The 24724-nt window shown below is 72.2% G+C and carries 20 protein-coding genes; 10 read left to right on the top strand and 10 right to left on the bottom strand.

Features of this window, described 5'->3' with window-relative positions; translation table 11 throughout:
• Window positions 1-155: 155 nt before the first annotated feature.
• Complete coding sequence (locus tag AB0M30_RS32930; RefSeq protein ID WP_364591858.1) at window positions 156-818, bottom strand: Clp protease N-terminal domain-containing protein; 663 nt, start codon at window positions 816-818, stop codon at window positions 156-158.
• Entirely contained in the window at window positions 818-1024 is a 207-nt protein-coding gene (locus tag AB0M30_RS32935; RefSeq protein WP_199191314.1) for a helix-turn-helix domain-containing protein, read from the bottom strand. The genes AB0M30_RS32930 and AB0M30_RS32935 overlap by 1 nt, the downstream gene beginning before the upstream one ends.
• A gap of 112 nt (window positions 1025-1136) precedes the next feature.
• Between AB0M30_RS32935 and AB0M30_RS32940 the strand changes: the two genes are divergently transcribed.
• Window positions 1137-1868: a polysaccharide deacetylase family protein gene (locus AB0M30_RS32940; RefSeq protein WP_364591861.1), complete on the top strand. Its 732-nt coding sequence runs from the start codon at window positions 1137-1139 to the stop codon at window positions 1866-1868.
• On the opposite strand, the gene AB0M30_RS32945 is transcribed toward AB0M30_RS32940, so the two are convergent.
• Window positions 1810-2799 carry a histidine kinase gene (locus AB0M30_RS32945; protein ID WP_364591864.1) on the bottom strand — a complete coding sequence of 330 codons (990 nt, stop codon included), beginning with the start codon at window positions 2797-2799 and terminating at the stop codon, window positions 1810-1812. The genes AB0M30_RS32940 and AB0M30_RS32945 overlap by 59 nt on opposite strands.
• Window positions 2800-2821: 22 nt before the next feature.
• On the opposite strand from AB0M30_RS32945, the gene AB0M30_RS32950 reads away from it, so the two are divergent.
• Genes AB0M30_RS32950 through AB0M30_RS32965 form a run of 4 tightly spaced genes read left to right on the top strand, consistent with a single transcriptional unit; the run spans window position 2822 to window position 5813 of the window.
• Window positions 2822-3400 (top strand): response regulator transcription factor, encoded by a 579-nt coding sequence (locus tag AB0M30_RS32950; RefSeq protein WP_364591867.1) that lies wholly within the window; start codon window positions 2822-2824, stop codon window positions 3398-3400.
• Window positions 3397-4299, top strand: a complete 903-nt coding sequence (locus AB0M30_RS32955) for a phosphotransferase (RefSeq protein ID WP_364591870.1) — start codon at window positions 3397-3399, stop codon at window positions 4297-4299. The genes AB0M30_RS32950 and AB0M30_RS32955 overlap by 4 nt, the downstream gene beginning before the upstream one ends.
• 25 nt (window positions 4300-4324) lie before the next feature.
• A complete protein-coding gene (locus AB0M30_RS32960) occupies window positions 4325-4486 on the top strand; it encodes a hypothetical protein (protein WP_364592012.1) in 162 nt (53 codons plus the stop codon).
• A 55-nt stretch (window positions 4487-4541) separates the two neighbouring features.
• The gene (locus tag AB0M30_RS32965; RefSeq protein WP_364591873.1) at window positions 4542-5813 is read left to right on the top strand and encodes a right-handed parallel beta-helix repeat-containing protein; all 1272 of its coding nucleotides are present in this window, start codon (window positions 4542-4544) and stop codon (window positions 5811-5813) included.
• Here the strand turns inward: AB0M30_RS32965 and AB0M30_RS32970 are convergent.
• Window positions 5803-6420 (bottom strand): TetR/AcrR family transcriptional regulator, encoded by a 618-nt coding sequence (locus AB0M30_RS32970; protein WP_364591876.1) that lies wholly within the window; start codon window positions 6418-6420, stop codon window positions 5803-5805. The two genes, AB0M30_RS32965 and AB0M30_RS32970, sit on opposite strands and share 11 nt — an antisense overlap.
• A 56-nt stretch (window positions 6421-6476) precedes the next feature.
• On the opposite strand from AB0M30_RS32970, the gene AB0M30_RS32975 reads away from it, so the two are divergent.
• Window positions 6477-7037, top strand: coding sequence for an MSMEG_1061 family FMN-dependent PPOX-type flavoprotein (locus AB0M30_RS32975; protein ID WP_364591879.1), 561 nt, complete (start codon window positions 6477-6479; stop codon window positions 7035-7037).
• Window positions 7038-7106: 69 nt separating this feature from the next.
• Window positions 7107-7979: a PDR/VanB family oxidoreductase gene (locus tag AB0M30_RS32980; RefSeq protein WP_364592000.1), complete on the top strand. Its 873-nt coding sequence runs from the start codon at window positions 7107-7109 to the stop codon at window positions 7977-7979.
• Here the strand turns inward: AB0M30_RS32980 and AB0M30_RS32985 are convergent.
• Window positions 7953-8702, bottom strand: coding sequence for a DUF4184 family protein (locus tag AB0M30_RS32985; RefSeq protein ID WP_364591882.1), 750 nt, complete (start codon window positions 8700-8702; stop codon window positions 7953-7955). The two genes, AB0M30_RS32980 and AB0M30_RS32985, sit on opposite strands and share 27 nt — an antisense overlap.
• Before the next feature lie 84 nt (window positions 8703-8786).
• On the opposite strand from AB0M30_RS32985, the gene AB0M30_RS32990 reads away from it, so the two are divergent.
• From AB0M30_RS32990 to AB0M30_RS33000, 3 genes are all read left to right on the top strand, one after another.
• Window positions 8787-9662: an AraC family transcriptional regulator gene (locus AB0M30_RS32990; RefSeq protein WP_364591885.1), complete on the top strand. Its 876-nt coding sequence runs from the start codon at window positions 8787-8789 to the stop codon at window positions 9660-9662.
• A gap of 82 nt (window positions 9663-9744) precedes the next feature.
• Window positions 9745-11496, top strand: a complete 1752-nt coding sequence (locus tag AB0M30_RS32995; protein WP_364591888.1) for a maleylacetate reductase and hydroxyquinol 1,2-dioxygenase domain-containing protein — start codon at window positions 9745-9747, stop codon at window positions 11494-11496.
• Window positions 11493-13238: an FAD-dependent monooxygenase gene (locus tag AB0M30_RS33000; RefSeq protein WP_364591891.1), complete on the top strand. Its 1746-nt coding sequence runs from the start codon at window positions 11493-11495 to the stop codon at window positions 13236-13238. Before AB0M30_RS32995 ends, AB0M30_RS33000 begins: the two co-directional genes overlap by 4 nt.
• A 132-nt stretch (window positions 13239-13370) precedes the next feature.
• Here the strand turns inward: AB0M30_RS33000 and AB0M30_RS33005 are convergent, their stop codons facing one another.
• The 5 genes from AB0M30_RS33005 to AB0M30_RS33025 form a co-directional block, all read right to left on the bottom strand.
• Window positions 13371-14285: a peptidylprolyl isomerase gene (locus AB0M30_RS33005; RefSeq protein ID WP_364591894.1), complete on the bottom strand. Its 915-nt coding sequence runs from the start codon at window positions 14283-14285 to the stop codon at window positions 13371-13373.
• Between the two features lie 66 nt (window positions 14286-14351).
• Complete coding sequence (locus tag AB0M30_RS33010) at window positions 14352-16634, bottom strand: Tat pathway signal sequence domain protein (protein WP_364591897.1); 2283 nt, start codon at window positions 16632-16634, stop codon at window positions 14352-14354.
• A gap of 26 nt (window positions 16635-16660) precedes the next feature.
• Complete coding sequence (locus tag AB0M30_RS33015) at window positions 16661-18952, bottom strand: glycoside hydrolase family 95-like protein (RefSeq protein WP_364591900.1); 2292 nt, start codon at window positions 18950-18952, stop codon at window positions 16661-16663.
• Between the two features lie 125 nt (window positions 18953-19077).
• Window positions 19078-20493 (bottom strand): M1 family metallopeptidase, encoded by a 1416-nt coding sequence (locus AB0M30_RS33020; protein ID WP_364591903.1) that lies wholly within the window; start codon window positions 20491-20493, stop codon window positions 19078-19080.
• Between the two features lie 88 nt (window positions 20494-20581).
• Window positions 20582-24466 (bottom strand): Pls/PosA family non-ribosomal peptide synthetase, encoded by a 3885-nt coding sequence (locus AB0M30_RS33025; RefSeq protein ID WP_364591906.1) that lies wholly within the window; start codon window positions 24464-24466, stop codon window positions 20582-20584.
• Window positions 24467-24724: the final 258 nt, after the last annotated feature.

Here is a 24724-nt window from a genome sequence, read left to right on the forward strand (position 1 = left end):
TCCTCGTGCGGCCCCTCTGACCCAGTCCTCCCACACCCACCTCACCCCCTCCCCCCCGGCCGTAGTCACAATCAGGCTTCGGGGTGGCGGACCCGCCTATTAACGCCGGATCGCGCGATTCCACCACCGAGAGGCCGGAGTGGAGTGGACCGCCTTCAGTGCACCAAAGCGGCCAGCGCCGACGGAGCAACCGGTGCCCGACCCGTCGTCCGCTGATAACCACGCACGATGTCACGGCATCGAGCCTGCCGCCCCAGCCGGCGCTCAACCCGCAGCAGCCGGTTACGCCGAGGCGGCGGGTAGTCCGAAGCCAGCCCGGCAAGCAGTTCCCGCCGGTCAGCACCAGCCGTACGCACCGCCCAGTCGGCGCCAGGATCGAGCGCGAACAGCGTCAACGCGACATGCTCGATCCGGTGCTCGCGTTCCCGCCGGGCAAGAGCGAGGCGCAGCGACGCCGCGTAGGCGGCCTGAACGTCCAGGCCGATCGGCGGTTTCGCGCGGGCACACAACCGCCGGACCCGAGCGACGCCAAGCGGCAACAGAGGCTCCTTGACCGGCGGCCGGTCCGCCAGTTCCGCAGGCAGCGGCCCCAGATCGATACCCAGCACCGTCAGCACCTCGCGGTCGGCGGCCACCCCGGCGCCGTCCGGCGCCGCCCGCAGGACCGCCCGCTCGATCCCGACAAGTCCGGTCAGCGGTCCTTCCGTGAGAGCGAGCAGCAGGTGTTCGCTGCCGACCCGGACGTGCCCGTACTCCCGCGCCAGCTCACCGGCGCGGCGGAACACCCGGCCGACCGCCGGATCGTCACCTCGGAACATCAGCCCTCCCGGCCACGGTGCTTGCGGTGCACGGTCTGCTTGGTGACGCCGAGCCGGTCGGCGATGTCCTGCCACGACCAGCCGGCTCGCCGGGCCGCCGCCACCTGCTCGGTCTCCAGCTGCTCGGCCAAGCGCCGCAACCGCGCGACGGCCCGCAACGCGATGTCCGGGTCGGAGCTGCGCACGGTGTGCTCGAAATCGGTCATCAGGCTCACGTCGTCAGCATATGCTGACTCGATCGAGGCGTCAACATATGCTGACGGGTACTAGTACCTTTGCGGCTTCCCGCGGCCCGGGACCACCGTCAGGGTGACGGCCATGATCTTGAAATCCCGCCGCGCCCGGAAGTGGACGATCGTCGTGGCGAGCGTGCTGGTCGTCGTGCTCACCGGTGCGGTCGTGCTGTTCGAGGTGTCGAAGTCGCGGACCTTCCAGTTCTTCGGCACCCTGGTGGACCGCGTCGACACCACCGAAAAGCTCGTCGCCCTCACCTTCGACGACGGACCCGATCCGGCGGGCACCCACGCGATCCTGGACACGCTGAAGAGCCGTCAGGTGCCCGCGACCTTCTTCCTCATCGGCCGGGAGATGGCCGCGCACCCGGACCTCGCCCGCGACATCGCCGCCGCCGGGCACGAGCTCGGCAACCACAGCTTCAGCCACGCCCGGATGATCGGCGTGACGCCGTCGTGGGTCGCCGACGAGGTCGAAGCCACCGACGCCCTCATCCGCGCGGCCGGGTACCACGGCGAAATCCTCTTCCGGCCACCGAACGGCAAGAAGCTCTTCGGCCTCCCGCACTACCTGGCCGAACACCACCGCACGACGATCACCTGGGACGTCGCCCCGGATTCCGACGGCACCCCGGACGCGGCCACCGTCGAAAGCGCTGTCCTCGGCCAGGTCCGGCCCGGCTCGATCGTGCTGCTGCACGCGATGTACGGCTCCCGCGAGCAGACCCGGCAGGCGATCGGGCCGGTCCTCGACGGGCTCAAGCAGCGCGGCTACCGGTTCGTGACCGTGTCGCAGCTGCTGGCAGCTCGACGCTGACCACCCACTCGCCGTCCCGCGGGCCGCGGGTCAGCGCTCCCCCGGCCGCCGCGGCCTGCTCCGCGAGCCCGGCCAGCCCGTAGCCGTCGCCTTCGTGCGACGTTCCCTTGAGCGTGTTCCGCGCGGTGATCGTCAGCCGCTCGCCGGCTTCGACGTCGAGCCGTAGCCGGACGCCGGGACCGTTGTGGCGCAGGGCGTTCACCGCCGTTTCCGCGACGAACCGCTCGGCCAGCTCCCGCACCGGGCGCGGCAGCGCGGGCAGCACCGGATCGCGGTCGAGGACCAGCCCCGCGGTGCGGAGCCGGGCCAGCACCTCGGCGAGGTCCGGGGCGCGTTCGGCGTCGGCACGCAGGTCGTCCAGCGTGCGGCGGACGAGGGTCAGCGCGCCCCGGCCGGCGGCCAGGAGGGTGTCGAGGCGTTCGCGGTCGGCGTCGGTCAGGTCGCCGACCGCGCGCAGCGTCTCGGCCTGCACCAGCATGACGGCCGTGGTCTGGGCGAGCGTGTCGTGCAGCCGCCGGGCCGCGCGCTCGGCCCGGTCGGCGAGCGCGCGGCGGCGTTCGGCGCCGAGCAGCCAGGCCACCACGGCGATCGTGATCGCGAGGACCGTGCCGTCGAGTGGCCCCTTCGCCGGGAACACGGCGGCGCCGACGACCAGCGCCGAGGCCGCCGCGAGCCACCGCTGCGGCGTGCTGTGGAGGGCCAGCAGCACCGGCACGTACATCGTGTTGCGCGGCTGGTCGAGCAGCAGGTGCCCGGCCGTCGCGAGGGTCACCACGACGAGCACGACGGCCGGGGCGCGGCGTGACCACAGCAGCGGGACGAGCTGGGCCGCACTGAGCCCGGCGGCGAGCCACCCCTGCTGCGGCGTCCACGCCCCGCTGGCGAAGAACACCGCGGCGACGGCCGTCGTCGTGACGAAAGACTGGCGCATGCGCCGACAGTAGAGTGCGGACATGATCCGGGTTCAGGTCGTCGACGACCACGCGCTGGTGCGCGAGGGCATCGCGCTGATCCTGGGCGCGCAACCGGACCTCGACGTCGTCGCGCAGTACGCGAGCGGCCCGGAGCTGCTCGCTTCGGCCGTGGAAGCCGACGTCGTGCTCCTCGATCTGTACCTGCCCGGGATGGACGGCCTCGAGGTCCTGCGCCGGCTGGGCCCCTCGGCGCCACGCGTGCTGATGCTGACAACGGTCGGCCGCCCCCGGGAGATCCGCGAAGCCCTCGGCGCGGGCGCGGCCGGGTTCGTGCTGAAGGACGCCTCGGGCGACGAGCTCGCGGCCGCCGTCCGGGCGGCCCACCAGGGCGTGACGGCCCTGAGCCCGGCGGCGGCAGCCGCCCTGAGCGGCGGCGGTGTGCTGACGCCTCGGGAGCGGGACGTGCTGGAGCTGCTGGGCGAAGGATTGTCCAATAAGGACATAGCGGCCCGGCTCCGGCTGGCCGAGCGGACGGTGAAGGTGCACGTCGGCAACGTGCTGGCCAAGCTGGGGGTGACCAGCCGCACGCAGGCGGCCCTCGTGGCCAAGGACCGGTGATCCGGCTTTCGCCCTGGTGCACGGCGCACCTGGGCGCGGAACCGGTCGAAGTGCTGTTCGAGCGGCGGTCCCTTTCGACGGTGTCCGGGCTGCGGCTGGCCGACGGACAGGACGTCGTCGTCAAGGCTCGTGAGGACGACGGCCGGGCCGAGTCGTGCGTCGCCGCGCAGGCCTGGCTGGCGGAGCGCGGGTTCCCGTGTCCGCGGCCACTCACGCCCGTGACGATCGTCGACGGGCTGGCTGTGCACGCCGAGGAGTTCCGGCCCGGCGGCGAGGTGCTGCCCGGCGACTCGCCGGACGTCGCCGGGCGATACGCCGAGGTCTTCGCCCGGTTGCAGGCCGAACTGGCGACCCTGGTCGTCACGCCACCCCTGCCGAACCCGCGCTGGGTGCGGTGGGACCACCGCGATCCCGGGCTCTGGCCCGCGATCGGGTTCCTCGACGAACAGGACCAGAGCGTCGTGCCCGCGTACGTCGTCGAGACGGCGACGCGAGCGCGCAAGCGTTTGCTGGCCGCGGACCTGCCCTGCGTGCTGGGCCACGCCGACTTCGAAGCGCAGAACCTCCGCTGGCACGACGGCGGTATCGGGGCCGTGCACGACTGGGACAGCCTGGCGTGGCAACCGGAAGCGGCACTGGCGGGAGCGGCGTGCGGCGCGTTCGCCAGCGTATCGCCGCCGACCCTGGCGCCGATCGGGAGTTCGGCCGCCTTCCTGGCGGCCTACCAGGACCTCCGGGGACGCCGGTTCACCGAGGAGGAGCGGGAAATCGCGTGGGCGGCGAGCCTGTGGCCCGCGCTGCACAACGCCCGCTGGGAGGCCCTGCACGGCGACCGCCCGGTGTGCTCGGACGCCATCCGCGCCCAAGCAGCCGACCGCCTGCGCCGGGCGAACGCCTGACTATCGGCCGTACGCGACCATGAACATGTCCAGCAGGTCGTCCCGGAGGATCGAGAAGGTGCTCGGGTTCAGTGACCAAGCGAACCTGGACGACGGGACCATGTGGGCGGCCGGCTTCGCGCTGACCGAAGTGACGCCCGCGGCCGAGAAGAGGATCGCCGCGCTGGTCACACAAGCGGTGAAGTGATGCGGAGCCATGCCTTGTACGTCCCGTGTACCGGCCCGGCTTACCGTCGCGGGCCATGTCGAACCAGTGGAAACTGCTCTCGCTCGGCGTGTTCGCCACCCTCGTGGCCGCCACCGTCACCGCCCCCGGGGCTGCCGCCGCGCCGAACACCTACTACGTCGATCAAGCCCTCGGCAACGACAACGCGGCCGGGACCGCGGCCGCGCCCTGGAAGTCGCTCGCCAAGGTCGCCGCGACGGAACTGAAACCCGGCGAAACCGTGCTGCTTCGCCGCGGCCGGACCTGGACCGGCGGGCTCAGCGTCTTGGGCCAGGGTTCGGACTCCGCGCCCGTGACCATCGGCGCCTACGGTGACGGCGCCCGCCCGATCGTCCAAGGCGACAAGGAAGCCTGCGTCAACCTGCCCAGCGACCACCTCACCGTGCGGGACCTGCAGATCGGCGTCGCGGCCGATGCCGGGCGCTGCTCCTGGGCCGGCGTCGAGGTCGGCGGGGACCACGACAAGGTCCTCTCGAACTACATCACCGGCGCCGGCGCCGGCGTCTACATCGCGCCGAGCGCCGACGGGACCGAAGTCACCCAGAACGACCTCGTCGACAACAACCACATGACCGTCGTGACACCGGGCGGCAACGACGACTCCGGCGCCTTCGCGATCCTGGTGCAGGGCAACGGCTCCGACATCGGCTGGAACCGGATCAGCGGATCGATCGCCGTGAGCGAGGACTTCGGCGGGCTCGACGGGGCCGCGGTCGAGATCTTCTACGGTTCCGACAACGTCATCCACCACAACATTTCCGAGGACAACGAGTCCTTCACCGAGCTCGGCACCGACGCCGAGGACCCGGACGGCGTGTCGCGCGACAACGTCTACGAGTACAACGCGGTCTTCGGCGCCAAGACCCGCGGCGGCATCGTGACGCGCGGCGCCCAGGACGGCAACGGCCCGGTGACCGGCACCGTCTTCCGCAACAACTCCGTCCGGCTCGGCAACGCCGAATCCGAAGGGTTCGTCTGCTACGGCGGCTGTACCGACCAGACGCTCGAGCTGACCCAGAACGTCATCCAGGCCGCGATGAAGATCGGGTACGCCGACCCCGGCTGGACCGCGACCGACCACAACGTCTTCTCCGGCGGCCAGCGGCAGTTCACGCCGGGCGCCACGGACAAGGTCGCCGACCCGAAGTTCACCTCCGCGACGAACCTCGTGCTCAAGAGCGGCAGCCCAGCCATCGGGCTCGGCGTCGAGAAGTACGCCGGCATCGACGTCGACGGCAACACCGTCGGCCCCCGGATCGACGCCGGCGCCTACCAGTTCACCCCTTGACGTACCGCGTCAGCATCGCGACCATCTCGTCCTCGAGCCGCCGGGCGTCGATCGGGTCGGGCTCGGCCAGCAGGTCGTGGACGGCCAGCTCGACCGTCGCGAAGATCAGGCGGGCCGCGGTGGCGGTGTCGGCGACGCGGACCTCGGGATGGCCCTCCAGGAGGACGCGGGTGTGGTCGACCATGGTCCGCTTCATCCCGTCGAGCCGCTCGATCAGCTCGTCCGACCGCGGGGCCTGCTCCCGCAGCATCCGCAGCAGGTGGGGGTCGTCGAGGTGGGCTTCGACCGCCAGCCGGACGAAGACGCGGAAGACCTCCTCGATCGGGCCGGGCAGCGGGCCGGCCAGGAGCTTCGCCAGGGCCGCCGTGCCGTCGTCGAGGTGCCGGGTCAGCAGCTCGGCGAGGATCGCGTCCTTGTTCGGGAAGTACTGGTACAGCGAGCCGATCGAGATGCCGGCGCGCTCGGCGATGCGGTTGGTGGTGCCGGCCGGGTAGCCGTGGTCGGCGAAAACGTGAGCAGCCGCGGTCAGGATCCGCTGCCGGGTCAGCTCGGCGCGCACCTGACGCGGCTGTTTACGTGGCTGGATGCGGCGCTGGTCCGACGTCACCGAAGCCTCCGGGAAAGCGAGTAGTCAAGATCTGAATGTTTGCTCATAATTGTGTCATGACCAGCACAAATATGCTGCATCGCGTCTCCCCGGCCGACGTCCGGGCCCAGCTGGGCGAGCCGGAGGCGATGATCAAGGCCAAGATCGGCGACCGCATCGACTCCCACGCCCGCCGCTTCATCGCGCACTCGCCGTTCCTGACGCTGGCCACCGCCGACGCCGCGGGCCGCGCCGACTGCTCGCCCCGCGGCGACTACCCCGGCTTCGTCAAGGTCCTCGACGAGCGCACGGTCGCGCTGCCCGACCGGGTCGGCAACAAGATCGCCGACTCCTTCCGCAACATCGCCGAGAACGACGGCGTCGGCCTGCTGTTCTTCGTCCCCGGCATGCGGGAAACCCTGCGGGTCAACGGAAGCGCGTACGTCACCGACGACCCGGACGTGCTCGCCCGGATGCGCACCGAGGCGAAGGCGCCGATGCTCGCGATCGTGGTCGACGTCGCCGAGGTGTACTTCCACTGCGGCCGCGCGCTGATCCGGCGCGCCTGTGGGACCAGGCGAGCCAGGCGCTGGCCGCGGAACTGCCCTCGGCCGCCGAGATGGCCGCCGAGAAGATGAACGTCGACCCGGTGCTGTTCGAACAGCTCCTCGAAGACGGCTACCGGAAGCTGTACTGACGTGCCCGACATGCAGAAGACGATCCTGGACCGCGTCGAGCACGTCACCGACGACGTCGTCACGCTGGTCCTGCGCGGCGACGAAGGTCCCTTGGCGCCGTGGGAGCCGGGCGCGCACATCGACCTGGAGCTGCCGAACTGGCTGACGCGCCAGTACTCGCTGTGCGGCGACCCCGCTGACCTGTCGGCCTACCGCATCGCGGTCCGCCACGACCCGCTGAGCCGCGGTGGCTCCGAGTACGTCCACCTCTTCCTGCGGCCGGGCCGGACGCTGTCGGTTTCGGTGCCCCGCAACCACTTCCCGCTGCTCCCGGCGGCGGAGTACCTGTTCGTGGCGGGCGGGATCGGGATCACGCCGATCGTGCCGATGCTGCGGTCCGCCGTCGCGTCCGGTGCCGCGGTGACGCTCGTGTACGCGGGCCGGTCCCGGCCGTTCGCCGCGGAACTCTCTTCGCTTTACGGAGACCGCGTGCGGCTCGCGCGCCCCGATTTCCCGGCCCTGGCCGAAGAGTTCCCGGCTGCGGAGGTGTACTGCTGCGGCCCGGCGTCGATGGTGGACGCGGCCGAGGCGGTGTTCCCCGGGGTGCACACCGAGCGGTTCGAGCCCACCCGGCGGACGTTCGGGCCGGACACCGCGTTCGAGGTGGGATGCGCCCGGTCCGGGGGCACGATCCGGGTCCCGGCGGACGAGTCGCTGCTCGACGCGCTGAACCACGCCGGACGGCCGGTGGCGTCGGCGTGCCGGGAAGGGGTCTGCGGCAGCTGCGAGATCACGGTTCTCGAGGGGGAACCCGAGCACCGCGACGACATCGGCGCCGCGCCGGGCCGGATGTACCCGTGCGTGTCCCGCTCGCTGTCACCGCGGCTCGTGCTGGACCTCTGACCGGACCCGCGGGCCGATCAGCGGCCACGCGACGACGTAACCGGCCGCCGCGACCAGACCGCCGCGGACCGCGCCGATCAGCAAGCACCGGACCCAGTCGTAGCCGCTGACCCGGCTCACCGGGTCCGTCAGCCCGAGCAGCGCGCCCACCACCAGCCCCGCACCGAGCCCGGCCGCCACCACCGCCCGGCCGGTGCGGGGCAGCGCTCGCCACGCCCGTTCGGCCCGCGGCGCCCGGCGGTACCAGCGTCCGACCAGCACCGCGAGCAGGACCAGGCCACCGGCCGACGACACATAGCCGACGACGTTGTACAGCCGGTGCGGGCCGACGACCGAGACCCGCAGCCACGCCCAGTGCCGCACGGCGAAGCCGCCGGTGTGGGTGAAGGCGTCCCAGAGCAGGTGGGTCGCCGCCCCCACCACGACCGAGACCACCGAGCCGAGCCACGGGACCCGCCCGGCCGGGCGCGGCACCCGCTCCCGCCAGCCGGCCGGCCCGAACGCCAGGACCGGCGCGAGGACCGCGTACCCGGCCGCCACCAGCGCCAGCCCGAGCAGCAGGTCCACACTCACCAGGCCGACGGGCTCGTGGGTCAGGGCGCCACCCGGAATGGGCAGGTAGTAGGCGACGTCGGGCGCGAGCGAACCGGCGACCAGGCCGGGCAGCCACAGCCACCGGGCCAGCGGCACCACGGCCGCCGGGTGCGCGAAGGTGAACGGCAACGGACTCCCCCAGGTGTCTGGCTCTCCGGCCGACCAGCTTAGGGCGGGTACCATCGCGCTCAGCCTCGACGTCGAGGAGGCAGCGTGGGCGAACTCGGGCTGGCCGACACCAACGGCATCCTCGCGCTGCCCTGGGTCCGCCCCGACCGGACCAGCGCCGGCCTCGGCTGGGACCGGGTCTACGTCTCGCGCCAGCGGGAACGTCCCTACCGCGCCGAGTTCGGGGCCGCCCGCAGCCACCAGCTGATCCTGCACGTCGACGGCCCGGTCACCGTCCGCCGCGGGGTCGGGACCGCGCGCGAACAGAGCCGGCGGATGCCCGCCGGCGGGCTCTTCCTGCAGCCGTCGCACGCCGAGCTGTCCGTCGAGCTGGGCGGAGCGCTCGACACCGTGCACGTCTACCTTTCCGACGACGCCGTGCAGGACGCCGCCGGGGAGCACGCGCCGGTGCGGCTCGCCGAGGAGCTCGGCAGCCACGATCCGCTGCTCGAACAGCTCGTGCTCGGTCTCGACGGCGTCGTCCGCGACTGGGAGCCGGGCGCCCGCACCTACGCCGACCAGCTCGGCGCCCTCGTCGCCGCGCAGCTCGTGCGCCGGCACCGAGCGGGGCCGGTGCCCGAGCCCGAGCCGGCGCGCGGTCTCTCCGACCGCCAGTTCGCGCGGGTCCGCGACCTGATGGCCGAACGGCTGGCCGAGCCGGTGCCGCTGGCCGACCTGGCCGCGCTCACCGGGCTGAGCGTCAGCCGGTTCTCCCGCCGGTTCAAGGCCCGCACCGGCTTGCCACCGCACCGCTACCTGCTGCGGCTGCGCGTCGAACAGGCCGGGCTGCTGCTGCGCACGGGCGACGACCCGATCGCCGAGATCGCCGTCCGCTGCGGGTTTTCCCACCAGGAGCACCTCACGCGGGTGCTGCGGGCCCAGCTCGGCACCACACCGGCGGCGCTGCGCCGTTCCCGCTGACGCTGAACAACGCGCGTTTCGTGCCGTCGCGCAGCACGAACGTGCAGGACCGGGGCCCTTTGCGGCTTGAATACTGCCTCGCATGACCTCGTTCAGCTACGCCGCGAACCCCGTCCGGGTGGTCTTCGGCTCGCTCGACACGCTCGGCGCCGAGGCGGACCGCCTCGGGCTCGGCCGGGTCCTGCTGATCGGCCGCCCGCGCCACGGCGACCGGGCCGCGGCGGCGCTCGGTCCCCGGCTGGCCGCGCGTTTCGAAGACGCCACCATGCACACGCCGGTCGACGTCACCGAACGCGCGCTCAAGGTCGCCGCGGAGAACGACGTCGACGGCGTCGTCGCGATCGGCGGCGGCTCGGCGACCGGCTTGGCCAAGGCCATCGCGCTGCGGACGGGCCTGCCGCAGCTGATCGTCCCGACGACGTACGCGGGTTCCGAGCTGACCTCCGTCCTGGGCGAGACGGCCGACGGCCGCAAGACCACCCAGCGAACCCCGGCGGTCCGGCCGGAAACCGTCCTCTACGACGTCGGGCTCACCCTTTCGTTGCCGGTTCCCGTGTCGGCGGCGAGCGGGCTCAACGCGCTCGCCCACGCCGTCGAAGCGCGCTACGCCCCGGACGCCAACCCGATGACCGACCTGCTCGCCGCGGAAGCGACGAAGCTGCTCATGGACGCCCTGCCGCGGATCGCGGCCGATCCGTCCGATGTGGACGCCCGGACCGACGCGCTGCGCGGCGCGTGGCTCGCGGGGACGTGCCTCGACGCCGTGTCGATGGGCCCGCACCACCGGCTCTGCCACCACCTCGGCGGCAAGTTCGGGCTGCCGCACGCCGAGACGCACGCCGTCCTCCTCCCGTACGTCATGGCGCACAAAGGCCTCGACGACGCCGCGGAGGTGTTCGAGCTGGCCGCGTCGCTCCCGATCCCGCATTCGCTGGCCGAACTGGGGCTCACCGAAGCGGACATCGAGGGCGAGCCGGAAGCGGACCTGCTGCGCGCCGCGTTGCACGGCGTCCGCCCCGCGATGCCGCCGAGCCTCGAGGCACTCACGAAACAGGTGGTCGACAGCTTCGCCGGGGCGCCGGACCGGGTCCGCCTGCTCCTGACCGACCTCGTCGAGACCTTGCACGGCTACGCGATCCGCACCGGCCTCACCCAGGACGAGTGGGAGTACGCGATCGGCTTCCTGACCCGCGCCGGGCACATCACCACCGACACGCGGCAGGAGTTCATCCTGCTGTCGGACACCCTCGGCGTGTCGAGCGTGGTCGACGTCCTGACCAACTCGCGGACGCCGGACACCACGCCGTCGGCCGTCCTCGGCCCGTTCTACGTCGACGGCCCGCCGGAGACCCCGCAGGGCGCCGACCTCGCGGAGGGTCTGCCCGGCACTCCGCTGTCGGCGGACATCCGCGTGGTCGACACCGCGGACGCGCCGGTCGCGGACGCGATCGTCGACGTCTGGCAGTCCAATGAGGACGGTTTCTACGACGTCCAGCTGCCCGAAGTGGACGGTCCGGTGCTGCGCGCCCGCTTCCGCACCGACGCCGGAGGACGGCTCCGCTTCCGGACGATCGTGCCGAGCGCGTACCCGATCCCGGCCGACGGCCCGGTCGGGCAGCTGCTCGACGCCGTCGGGCGGCACCCCTACCGGGCGCCGCACGTGCACTTCATGATCGCCAAACCCGGCTACCGCACGCTGATCACGCAGCTGTTCGTCGCGGGCGGCGAATACCTCGACTCGGACACCGTGTTCGGCGTCAAGGACGGCCTGATCGTCGACTTCTCCGAAGGCCGGCTCGACTTCACCTTCCGCATCTCGGGGAGCGACGCATGAGCTACGACACCGACGTCATCGTGGTCGGCAGTGGCCCGGCCGGCGGCGCCGCGGCGCTGCTGCTCGCCACCTACGGCGTGCCCACGGTGCTGGCCACCAAGTACGGCTGGACGGCCAACACGCCCCGCGCCCACATCACCAACCAGCGGACCATGGAGGTGCTGCGCGACCTCGGCGTCGAGGACAAGGCCCTGGCCGCCGGGACACCGCCCGAGCTGATGGGCGACACCGTGCTCTGCACGTCGCTGACCGGGCCGGAGATCGGCCGGATCGCCAGCTGGGGCACCGGCGACCGGTCGGCGTCGGAGTACACCGCCGCCAGCCCGTGTCACATGATCGACCTGCCGCAGACCTACCTGGAACCCATCCTGGTGAGCGAAGCCGCCGCACGCGGCGCGAAACTGCGGCTGGACACGGAGTTCCTGTCCTTCACCCAGGACGACTCCGGGGTCACCGCGCGGTTCCGCGATCGCTTGCGCGGCGACGAGTTCACGTTGCGCGCCAAGTACCTCATCGGCGCGGACGGCGCCCGCAGCCGCGTCGCCGAGCAGGCCGGGCTGCCCATCGCCGGGCAGACCGGCAAGGCGGGCAGCATGAACATCACGTTCACCGCCGACCTCGCGCGGTACGTGGCGCACCGGCCGAGCGTCCTGTACTGGGTGATGCGGCCGGGCGCGCACCTAGGCGGGATCGGGATGGGCCTGGTCCGGATGGTGCGGCCGTGGAACGAATGGCTGCTGACCTGGGGCTACGACATCGCCCAGCCGCCGCCCGAGGTCGACGCCGGCGAAGCGACGCGGCTGGTGCGCGACCTGGTCGGCGATCCTGCGCTGGACGTCGAGATCACCTCGACGTCCCTGTGGACGGTCAACCACAACTACGCGACCGAGTACCGCGCCGGCCGGGTGTTCTGCGCCGGGGACGCCGTGCACCGGCACCCGCCGTCCAACGGGCTGGGCTCGAACACGTCCGTCCAGGACTCCTACAACCTGGCGTGGAAGCTCGCGATGGTCCTGCGCGGCGAGGCGGGCGAGGGGCTGCTGGACAGCTACACCGCCGAACGAGCGCCGGTGGGCAAGCAGATCGTCGACCGGGCGAACCTCAGCCGCGACCAGTTCGGGCCGATCTTCGCCGCGCTCGGGATCGCCGGCGACACCGACGCCGACGGCATCACGGCCGGGCTCGAGACCTGCCTCGCGCCCACGGCCGCGGGGGCGCGGAAACGGCGTGAGCTGGAACAGGCGATCGAGCTCAAGCACTACGAGTTCAACGCGCACGGCGTCGAGCTGGACCAGCGGTACGTGTCCGGGGCCGTGCTGCCCGACGGCGTCCCCGCTCCTGTTCCCGACCGGGACCCCGAGCTGTTCCACCGGCCGAGCACCGAGCCGGGGGCGAAGCTGCCGCACGCGTGGCTGGTCGGACCGCACGGGCGTCGCGTGTCCACTTTGGACCTCGTGGGCGGCGGCCGCTGGACGGTCCTGACCGGGCTCACCGGCACACCGTGGCGCGACGCGGCGGCCAAGGCCGGCGCCGAGCTGGGCCTGGACCTGCGGACGGTCCGCATCGGCGACCCGGGCGTCCGCGACGCCTACGGCGACTGGTCCCGCCTCAGCGGCATCGACGAGGACGGCTGCCTCCTGATCCGCCCCGACGGCTACGTCGCCTACCGCCACCCCACGCAGTCCCCCACCCCCGCACCAGACCTCCTCAAGGCCCTCCACCACCTCCTGGACCGTGATTGAAGGGGCATCACGCGTGATCAGAGGGTCAACTCGCGTGATTGGAGCGACGACACGGCGAACCGGCCGCGGTAGCCCGTGTCGACCCTTCAATCACGCGTGTCGACCTCGCAATCACGCGTGTCGGCTGTTCCATCACGAGGTGGTGACGTGGGTGAGGGTGACGGGTGTCTTCGGGGGGCCGCTGCCGTCGCCGATGCCGGGTTTGGACTGGTCGATTCCGCCGCGGGCGACCCGGTCCAGGGTGGCCAGGCCGGGGTCGTCGATGCTGCCGAACACCGTGTACTCGGGCGGGATGCCGATCTCGCCGAAGACCAGGAAGAACTGGGAACCGCCGGAGTCCGGGGCGGACGTCTTCGCCATCGCGACGACGCCGCGGCCGTAGGTCAGCTCGGGGAACAGCTCGTCGCGGATCGTGTAGCCCGGGCCGCCGGTGCCGTCGCCGACCGGGTCGCCGCACTGGAGCATCTGGAATCCCGCGGTCACCGACAGCCGGTGGCACGACGTGCCGTCGTAGAAGCCCTGCTTCGCCAGGCTCAGGAAGTTCACCACGGTGCACGGCGCCAGCGCGCGGTCCAGGGTGAGCCCGAGGTCGCCCGCGGTCGTCGCCAGCCGCACCTCGACCGTCCCCGTCGACGGCGCCGGCCCGTCGGGCGGCAGCGCGGCCTTCTTCGGCGCCGGCGAGACCGAGTCGGGAGTGAACGCGCACGTCACCGGGTCGGCCAGCGGCTTCGCCCGCTTCGGCATCGGGGCCCGGCCGCCCGGCAGCGTCACCGGGGTGCCCGGCCCCGTGGGCGGCGGGGTCACGACCGTCGCCGGCGGGGCGGGCCGGTGCCCCGGCGCGACCTCCGCCTGCCCGTCCAGCTCACGCAGGAACCCGGGATACCCCCAGGCCAGGAAGGCCAGCACCATCAGGACGACGACCCCGGCCGACCCGGCGATCAGCACCACGGCGGCCGGGGACGTCCGCTTCGGCGGCACCGGCGGCCGCCACTGCGGGTACTGGTACGGCGGCTGGCCCTGCCCGGGTCTGCCGTCCGGCTCGCTCATCCACGCTCCCGTCGTCGGAGAGCACCATTCTGCCGTGCGGGCCGCCGCTCCGGGCGAAAACGCCGATCACGGCAGACCCCACGGCGCACTCGCCCCGCCGGGCGCGACCGGCCGGACGCCGAAGTCCGGCCGATCCCCCTTCCGGTAGACGAACGCGTCTTCACCGCAGCCGAGTTCGACCTGGACGTCCCCGGTGGCCAGCCGCCGCCAGCGCCGGGCCCGGCCCCGCGCGTCCGTCACCGCGAGTTCGCCGTCGATGCCCGGCCGCAGCACGCACGGCGCCCCAGCCTCGCTGTGCACCTTCAGCCAGCGCGTCTTCCCGCCGGTGCGGGACGCGCTGAGCAGGAACGCGCCTTCGGTGCGGAAGTCCCGCAGTGCGACGTCGCCCCAGGCCGCGGGCACCGCCGGGAACAGCCGGACCACCCCGCCCCAGCTCTGGACCAGCATGTCCTGCAGGGACTTGGCCGCCGAAAGCGGCGTCTCGATGACCGGCCCGGACTCCTTGTACATCGTGTTCGGCTGGATGTACCGCCGCTGCAGCTCGCCGAGGTAGAACGCGGCCTGGTCGCCGCGCAGCATCTGCGCCGAGATCGACGCGGCCCCGGTGAACGTGTAGCCCTGCAGCGCCCCTTCGAAGCCGACCCAGTGGTTCAGCGACGTCTCGATGATCGCCCGGTGCTCCGGCTGCTCCCAGGTGACGTCGTAGAGCGGGTAGATCTGCAGCAGGTGCGAGTAGTGCCGGTGCGACTTCGCGAACGGCACCCCGGCGCCGATCATGTAGCCGTTGACGTCGGCCGGGTAGTCGACGAGGTTCGCCAGCACGTTCTGCCAGCGAGGCGCCAGCGGATCGCCGGGTGCCGTCTGCAGCAGCGTCTTGCAGCCCCAGCGGATCAGCGAGAGGTCGTAGTTGCAGTCCGGGGCGTTGACGCCGTACTCGGGCGAGAACGTCGGCGGCAGGTGCAGCTTCCCGTCCGGCCCGGGCGCGAGGAAGTGCAGGTAGTAGTTGATCGCCTTGCGCAGCAACGGGAACAGCGTGCCGTGCAGGAGCTTGCGGTCCATCGAGTGCCGGTAGGACAGCCACACGTTGTGCAGCGCCCAGGTCAGGTTGCCGACCTCCGGCGTCGGCGTGTCCTGCCCCGGGATCCCGACCGGGAACCCGCTCGTGGCGTTCGAAAGGCCGTTGAGCAGCGTCATGTCGGTCGTCCGCGGGATCCCCGCCGAATCGGCCTGGTACGGCTGCGCCACCTGGCTGGTCAGGTTGGCGCGGTACTTGTCCAGCGCGTAGCTGACCGCGTCGAGCTCGAGGTGGTTCGAGCCCTGGATGAGCCAGTACTCGAGCTGGACGTTGAGGTTCCACCACGTCGCCGGCCACGGCGTGTTCTCCAGCCACGGCCCCGAGGTCGCCATCACCGGCGCCTCGCGCCGGGCCGCCGAAGCCACCTTGTACAGCTGGATCCAGTAGAAGCTCTGCAACCGGGTGTCCGGAATGGACAGGAAGCTCCGCCGGTAGTAGTCGTGCCACCAGCGCCGGTGGTCCTGGGTGAGCGCGCCGAACTCCGGCGCCCGGCGGACCGTGCCCAGTGCCCGCGTCACCGACGTCTTCTCGGGGTGCGACCAAGCCACCGACGTGTACAAGGTGCGGGCGCCGCCGCGGGTGACTTCACGCCACGCCGTCACGTGCTCGCCGCCGGCCAGCAGCGGCTGGACGGCCAGCCGCGCGTCACCGCTCGCCGACAGCTGCACCGGCGGGTTCGCGGTGTACCCCGCCGGCGGCGGCTTGTTCCACACCGGGTCGGCCCGCGGGCTGACCGCGACCGCCGGGTGGAACACCCACTTGAACCCGCGTTCGCCTTCGGACGGGCGGATTTCGACGGCGAGCAGCGACTGTCCGGTGTGGACGATCGCGCGCAGGCTCAGGCTGCCCGCCGCGGTCGTGATCGTGCCGGTCAGCTCGGCGTTCCACAGGTCCATCCGCCAGTCGATCGCGGTGATCGCCCCGACCGGCTCGAGCGTGAAGTACCCGATCGGCAGCCGGGCCAGGCCGAACAGCGAGCCGAACTCCGGGCGGTGGTCCTGGACCTGGCTGTGCTGGACGTTGAACCGGAGCGCGTTCTGCCCGGGTTCGGCGTAGATGCCGGAGCCGAGGAACCCGTTGCCCAGGAACGGGCCCTCGTACCAGGTCTTCGGCAGCCGCCGCCAGTACAGGTCCGCGGTGCCCAGGAACCCGGCCCAGCCGAAGTCGTCGCTCCCGGGCGCCGCGGCCGCTTCGAACGTGAACGCGGGGGTCACGCCGGCGGCGGCCAGCCCGGCGAGCGCTCCGCCGAGCGCGGTCCTGCGGGTGATGTACATTCCGACCTCCTTGTCGAAAGCGGGGTTCAGTTCGGCAGGCCCCACGCCGGCGCGGGGCCGAGCGCGGGAACGTCCCGTGGCGCGAAGTCCGGCCGTCCGCCCCGCGGGGTGACGACGGCGGTGCGGCCGCGGCGCAGCGCGATCGCGATCCGGCCGGGACCGGCCGGCCGCCACGGCAGGCGGCGGCCGTGCTCGTCGCGGACGTCGACGTCCCCGGCAACGCCGGGCTGGAGCACCAGCGGCTCACCGGCTTCGCTGTGCACGCGGACGAACTCGGTCTTGCCGTCTCGGCGGGAGGCGTCCACGAGGAACGCGCCTTCCGCGCGCAGCCCGGCGATCGAGGCGTCGCGCCAGGTCGCCGAGACCGACGGGAAGACCTTGAGCACCCCGCCGGACCCCTGCATCAGCATGTCCACCAGGGACTGCGCGGCGGTGATCGGGCTCTCGATGGCGAAGTTGGCGCCTTCGCGGTACATCGTGTTGGCCGTCAGCTCGGTGTCGGCCACGACGTTCCGGTCGAGGAAGAACTTCAAGTAGCGCAACGCTTCTTCGGGCGCGTCCATCACCGAGTTCATCGACGACGCCGCCGCGTAGCTGTAGCCGTGCCACGCCGTCTGGTCGGCAGCCCAGTGGGTGAAGGTGCGCGTCATGAGGTCGCGGTCGCCCGAGCGGTCCCAGATCTTCTCCCGCAGCGGGTACAGCCAGAGCAGGTGTGAGAAGTGCCGGTGCGAGGCAGCGAGGGGGACGCCGTCGCCGATCAGCACGCCGTTCGCGGGATCCTCGTGGTAGGGCACGAGTTTCGCGCCGATTTCGCGCCAGATCGGCACGCGCGGCTCGTCGAGGCACAGGATGCGGGCGGACTCGACGAGCGTGCGGGCCGCCCACCGGATCAGCGACAGGTCGTAGGTGCAGTCGGGCGCGTCGGCGTACTCCGGCGACCGGGTCAGCGGCAGGTGCAGCGAGCCGTCCGGGCCGGTGAACAGGAAGTGGCGGTAGAAGTTCAGCGCCTTCGCCAGCGTCGGGTACAGGACATCGCGCAGCACGTGCTCGTCCAGGTGGTGCCGGTAGGACAGCCACACGTTGTGCAGGCCCCACAGCAGGTTCCCGGTCTGGTCGGTCTTGGACGTCGTCCCGGGGACGCCCACCGAGCGCGTGCCGCCGGGGCGCAGCCGCCAGTCGCCCGGGTGCGAGAGGGCGTAGGTGTCGCCGTCGCGGTACGCGGGCGGGACGGACACCTCGAGGTTCGCGTGGTCGCGCCGGAAGGTCTCGGTGACGGCGTCGAGTTCGGGGTGGTTGCTGCTGTTGACGATCGGGTAGGTGACCTGGACGTTGAGGTTCCACCAGACCGCGGTCCAGCTGTTGCCGACCTCGGGGAACCACGGCCCCCATTCGGAGACGACCGGCCCGTCCGCACGGGTGGCGGCCGCGATCTTGTACAGCTGGATCCAGTAGAACCGCTGCACCTGCTTGTCCGGCACCGAAACGAAGCTGCGCCGGTGGTAGTCGTTCCACCAGCGGCGGTGGCGGGCGAGCAGCGCGTCCGGCGGGGCGGCAAGCGCTTTCCGGACGGCCGCTTTCGCGTCGGCAGTGTGTGTGGTGCCCGGGAAGCTGTAGGCGACAGCAGCGGCGAGCAGCCGTCTCGTGCCGATCGTGCGCTCCTGCCACGCGGTGGTGTACCCGCCGCCGGCGAGCAGGGGCTGCGCGCAGTAGCCGTCACCGGTCTCGGGCGCCGGGTTGGCGACGTACTCGGGCGGCTTGCGGACGGTCCGGGTGGTCGCGGATTCGAGGGGCTGGAACGCCCAGGCGGCTTTCGCTTCCCCCGCGCTCGGTGTCAGCGAGACGAGCAGCACACCGAGGTCGTTGTGCACGACGGCGGAGAAGGCGACCGAGCCCTGGGTGGTGGTGATGGTGCCGCCGAGTTCGGCGTTGTAGAGGTCGAGAGTCCAGTCGACGGCGGTGATCGCGCCGGCGAGGGTGAGCGTGAGATAGCCGATGGGCAGGCGGGAGAGCCCGATCCCGGCTTCCCACTGGATCCGCTGGTCCTGCACCTGGGTGTGGCTCAGCATGACCTTGAGCTCTTGCGGAGTCCTGCCGGCGTAGACCTGGGCGCCGAGGTAGCCGTTGGCGAGGAACGGGCCTTCCTGCCAGTTCTTCGGCAACCGCCGCCAGATCATCCGCGCATCTTCGGCGACGTCCCGGTGGGGGTTGGTTCCGGCGAGCACCGGCGGGGCCGCTCGGGCCCACAGACCCCCGAAGGCCGCCGCCCCGGCGAGGACCGAGGCAGAGCGAAGCACCGTCCGCCGGGACACTGCGTCCATGAAGCATCCTCCGAATTCATACTACGTTTCGGCGAGATCACGCGGCGGCGTCCGGTCATACTTGCAGAGGGGTGCCCAAAAGACCAGAGGAGTTCACTCGGAAAGCGGCAGAGACATCCGATGAATCAGGGAAGTGGGGGTAGCGCCGGCGTGTACAGCCACCGGGTGAAGAACGCGCTCAGCGACCGCTCCGCGTGCGCTTCCGCCGCGGCCACGAACAGCTCGGTCGTGACCAGCCCGTGCCGGTGCTCCTCGGCCCACGACTTCAGCAACGCGAAGAACGCCGGGTCCCCGATCTCGGCCCGCAGCGCGTGCAGCGTCAGGCCGCCGCGCTTGTAGACGCGCTCGTCGAACATCCGGGCCACCCCGGGGTCGGCGATCCGGACGTCCGCCGGCCTGGCCTTGATGCGGGTGTACCAGCTGCGGGCCAGCGCCGCGGCGGACATGCCGCCCGACTCCTCCGACCACAGCCACTCGGCGTACGTCGCGAAGCCCTCGTTCAGCCAGATGTGGCGCCAGTCGGCCACCGTCAGGCTGTTGCCGAACCACTGGTGGGCCAGCTCGTGCAGCACGAGCCGCTCGTGGGTGCGGCGGCCGTCGACGTGGTTGGCGCCGAAGATCGCCATGCCCTGGGCCTCGATCGGGTCGTCGAGGGCGTCGTCGGTGATCACGATGACGTACTCGGCGAACGGGTACGGGCCGAACAGCCGCTGCAGGAACTCCATCATCCGGCCCTGCCGGCCGAAGTCGCGGTCGAACGCCCGCTGCAGGCGCGGCGGGACGGCGGCCCGCTGCGGCACCGTTTCGAAGATCGACTCGACCTGGCCGGTCGCGCGCCCGATGCCGAGGCTCAGCCGGCGCAGCCCCACGCCCGTGTGCGGGAACCAGCCGCGGCCGGTCAGCTCGACCTCGTCGTAACGGCCGATCTGCACGCTCATCAGGTACGTCGCCGTCGGCTCGCGCCGCTCATAGACCCACTTCGTCGTGCTGGCCGACGTCGTGCGCTCGACCAGCGTGCCGGTGACCGCGACCAGGTACGGCGACGCCGTCGTCACGCTCACCCGGTAGGCCGCCTTGTCCGACGGGTGGTCGTTGCACGGGAACCACGACGGCGCGCCGACCGGCTGGCTCGCCACCAGTGCGCCGTCGGTCAGCTCGTCCCAGCCGACGTCACCCCAGCGGCTCCCGACCGGGCGCGGGTTGCCGACGTAGTGGACCTCGACGGTGAACAAGGCACCCGCCGGGATCGACTTCGCCGGCTTGACGTGCAGCTTCGCGGCGCGCTTGAGGTACTTCGCGGGCTTGCCGTCGACCAGCACGCGGTTGATCCGGAACTCGCCGAAGTCGAGGCTGACGCGGGACAGCGCCTGCGTCGCCTCCGCGGTGATCACCGCCGACGCCGACAGCCGGTTGGGCGCGACCTTGTAGTCGAGGTTCAGGTCGTAGTGCCGGGTCCGGTAGCCGCCGTTGCCGTGGGCGGGCAGGTAGGGGTCGCCGGAGGTGTCCGCGCCGGGTGCGGGAGCAGGAGCCTTCGAAATCACCCGTGCCGAACCTTTCCTCGAGCCGTACTGAAACCAGGCTCGCACGGACGGGTGAGTCCGGCGAGCCTGGTGGGTACTTCGTGACTTTCTACTTGCCCGGCCACGCGGAGATCGGGTTGCCCAGCCAGCGGGTGTCGGCCGGCACCTCGTCGCCGCGGGTCACCAGCGAGCCCGGGCCGACCGTCGTCCGGGCGCCGATGCCCGCGCCCGGCAGCACGATGCCGTGCGGGCCGAGCGTCGCACCTTCGCCGAGGGTCACCCGGGACATGCTCATGATCCGGTCGTGGAACAGGTGCGTCTGCACGACGCAGCCGCGGTTGATCGTCGCGCCGTCGCCCAGCGACACGAGGTCGGCCTCGGGCAGCCAATACGTCTCGAGCCAAACCCCGCGGCCGATCTTGACGCCCATCGTGCGCAGCCAGGCGCTCAGCAGCGGCGTGCCGCCGATCGAGCCGATCAGCCACGGCACCGCGAGGGCCTCGACGAAGGTGTCGGCCAGCTCGTTGCGCCAGACGAAGGAGCTCCACAACGGGTGGTCGACCTCGCGGAACTTGCCGACCAGCAGCCACTTCATGACGGTCGCGGTCAGCGCCGCGACGATCCCGGCGGCCAGCAGGGCGGGCCCGGCCAGCAGCGCGGCGACGCCGAACCCGAACGTCGTCGCCGTCCACAGCAGGCCGAAGGCGACCACGACGGTCAGCGCGACGCCGCACATGACCGGGACGATCCGGCACAGCTCGACCAGCGCCCGCGCCGCCTTGAGGTGCAGCGCGGGGGTGTAGGTGCGGCTGGTGTCGGCGTCGCCGATCGCGCGGCGGACCGGCAGCGGCGGCATCCCGAGGTACGACGAGCCCTTCTTCGCCTTCAGCGGCGTCGAGGACAGGACGCCGACCAGGCCGCGCTTCGGCACCGAACGGCCGGGCGCGGTCATCCCCGAGTTGCCGAGGAAGGCCTGCTTGCCGATCCGGGCCGGGGCGACGTGCAGCCAGCCGTGGTTGAGTTCGTAGGTGGCGACCATGGTGTCGTCGGCCAGGAACGCGCCGCTGTCGACCTTGGTCATCTTCGGCAGGGCCAGCACGGTCGACGCCTCGACGTTGCGGCCGACCTTCGCGCCCAGCAGCCGCAGCCAGACCGGCGTGAACAGGCTGGCGTACAGCGGGAACAGGCCTTCGCGGGCCATGCTCATCAGCCGTTCGGTCGCCCAGACCTGCCACGCGACGCGGCCGTGCACCGGGTGGTAGCCCTCGACCATGCCGATGCTCAGCGACCGGACGCCGGCGAGCACGAGCAGCATGTACGCCAGGAAGTACGCGGCGGTCGCCACCGGCACGAAGACCAGCGCGCGGGTGAACGCGTCCAGCAGCGTCGGGGCACCGGCCATCCCGTAACCGAGCACGGCGACACCGGCGAGCGCGGCCACGCCGGGCAGGAAGCCGAGAGCCAGCGAAGTCACGCCGTAGACGGTGGCCCAGAAGTGCGACCGCGGCGGGCGGCTCGACGGCCACTTCAGCGCGTCGCGCTCGTCCTTGGCCACGCGCGCGGCGGGCGAACCGGCCCAGCGCTGCCCGGCCGGGACGGCGCCGCGGACGGTCGACCCGGCCGCGATCTCCGCGCCCTTGCCGACGCGGACACCCGGGAACAGCGTGCTGCGCGCGCCGACACGGGCTTCGGCGCCCACGTGGACCTTGCCGATGTGCACGACGTCGCCGTCGACCCAGTGGCCGGTCAGGTCGACCTCGGGCTCGATCGCGGCACCGCGGCCCAGCTTGAGGAAGCCGGTGACCGGCGGCGGCGAGTGCAGGTCGACGTCCTTGCCGATCCGCGCGCCGAGCGCCTTCGCGTACGTCGTCATCCAGGACGCGCCCGCGACGCTGTCCGCACCGGAGAACTCGGCGAGCTTCTCGGCCGTCCAGAGTCGCAAGTGGACACTGCCGCCACGCGGGTACGTGCCGGGGCGCACGCCCGAGAGCAGCACGCGCGCGCCGCCCGCGGCGATGGCGATCCGGCCCGCCGGGCTGAACAGCACCACCCAGGCGAGGCCGATCCACGCCCAGCTCAGCGTCGGCGCCCAGGCGAACCCGAGCAGCGACAGGACGTTCGACAGCGCGGCGGCGAGCGTGGCCCAGCGCAGGCCGACGAGCCCCATCAGCGGGACCATCAGCAGCGTCTGGATCACCCCGGCGCGGCGCTTCGTCGGCGCGATCTCCCGGCGTTCGGTGGCCTGGCCGCTCAGCGCGTCCAGCATCGCGGCCAGCGCGCCCAGCTTGGGGTGGGCGTAGATGTCGGCCACCGACACCTGCGGGTGCCGGGTGCGGATGCGGGCGACCACCTGGGCGGCGGTCAGGCTGCCGCCGCCGTGGGTGAAGAAGTCCGCCTTCGGGCTGTCGACCGAGACCCCGAGGATCTCGGCCCAGCCTTCGGCGAGCCACGTCTCGGTCGGGGTCAGCCCGGAAGCCTCCACTGTGGACAGCGGCCACGGGAGCGCGGCGCGGTCGACCTTGCCCGAGGTGCGGGTCGGCAGGTCCTCGACGACGGCGAGCAGCGGGACGAGCGCGGCGGGCAGGTGCTCACGCAGGCGCGTCGCGGCCTGGTCGAGGTCGAAAGGTTCGGCACCCGGGACGACGTACCCGACCAGGACCTGGTTGCCCGCCTTGGTGCGGCGGACCGCGGCGGCCGCGCCCTGCACGCCCGGCAGGGCCTGCAGCGCGGCGTCGACCTCGCCCAGCTCGATGCGGCGGCCGCCGAGCTTGACCTGCTCGTCGAGCCGGCCGAGGAACAGCAGGCCGTCTTCTTCGGCGCGGACCATGTCGCCCGAGCGGTAGGCGCGCTGCCAGCCCAGCGACGGCAGCGGCGCGAACTTCTCGGCGTCCTTGGCCGCGTCGAGGTAGCGGGCCAGGCCGACACCGCCGATGACGAGCTCACCGGTCTTGCCCATGGCGACCGGCTCACCCTCGTCGTTGACCACGGCGAGCTGCCAGCCGGCCAGGGGCAGGCCGATGCGGACCGGGCCCTCGCCGGTCAGCTGCGCGGCGCAGGCGACGACGGTGGCCTCGGTCGGGCCGTAGGTGTTCCAGACTTCGCGGCCTTCGACGGCAACGCGCTCGGCCAGCTCCGGCGGGCACGCCTCGCCGCCGAAGATGAGCAGGCGGACGTCTTCGAGCGCGTCGGCGGGCCACAGCGCGGCCAGCGTCGGCACGGTGGAGACGACGGTGATCTGCTGCGCGACCAGCCACGGGCCGAGGTCGACGCCGGTGCGGACCAGCGCGCGGGGCGCCGGGACCAGGCAGGCGCCGTGCCGCCAGGCCAGCCACATCTCTTCGCAAGAGGCGTCGAAGGCGACGCTCAGCCCGGCCAGGACGCGGTCGCCGGGGCCGATCGGCTCGTCGGTGAGGAAGAGCTCGGCCTCGGCGTCGACGAAGGCCGCGGCACTCGCGTGGGTGACCGCGACGCCCTTGGGCTTGCCGGTGGAGCCGGAGGTGAAGATGATCCACGCGTCGTCGGCCGGGCCGGGTTTGCCTTCGCGGCCACCGGGCGTGCTGTGCACGTTGATGGCGCCGTCGGTGGCGACCGCCGCGACCTGGGCTTCTTCGAAGACCAGCTCGGCGCGCTCGTCCGGGTCGTCGGCGTCGACCGGCACGTACGCGGCCCCGACGGACAGGGTGGCGAGGATGGCGATGTACAGCTCGGCGGTGCCGGAGGAGATCCGGATGCCGACGCGGTCGCCGAGGCCGACGCCGTAGCTCTGGAGGCGCCGCCCGTAGACGTCGATCTCCTCGAGGAGCCGCCGGTAGGTCAGCGTGGTGGTGCCGTCGTCGATCGCGGCGGCGTTCGGGTGCCGCTCGGCGGTGGCGGCGAGGACGTCGAGGAGGGTGCGCTCGCCGGCGCCCAGGCCGGACCAGAACAGGGCCCGGTCGGCGACCGGGGCCAGCGTCACTTCGGGGGCGGACTCGGCGGGTTCGATGGTGACGGTCATCGGGTGTGCACCTCGACCGTGCTGAAGACGTGCAGGGACGAACCACGGGCGCGCAAGCCCACCACTCACCTTTCGGGAGCCTCCACCGGGCTTGCTCTCCGATTGAGGCGCCCGCAACGACCTTCAACTGTAACGCAAGGTGAAGGAAAGATATCTCCCGGATCACGCTAGCGTGTCGGACCTCACCCCGGACCGGACGAACAGCCGTGACGGAAGGGTCGACACGCGTGATTGGAAGGTCGACACGGCATCCGGCCG

It is taken from the genome of Amycolatopsis sp. NPDC051716 (assembly GCF_040681595.1).
Taxonomy (GTDB): Bacteria; Actinomycetota; Actinomycetes; order Mycobacteriales; family Pseudonocardiaceae; genus Amycolatopsis.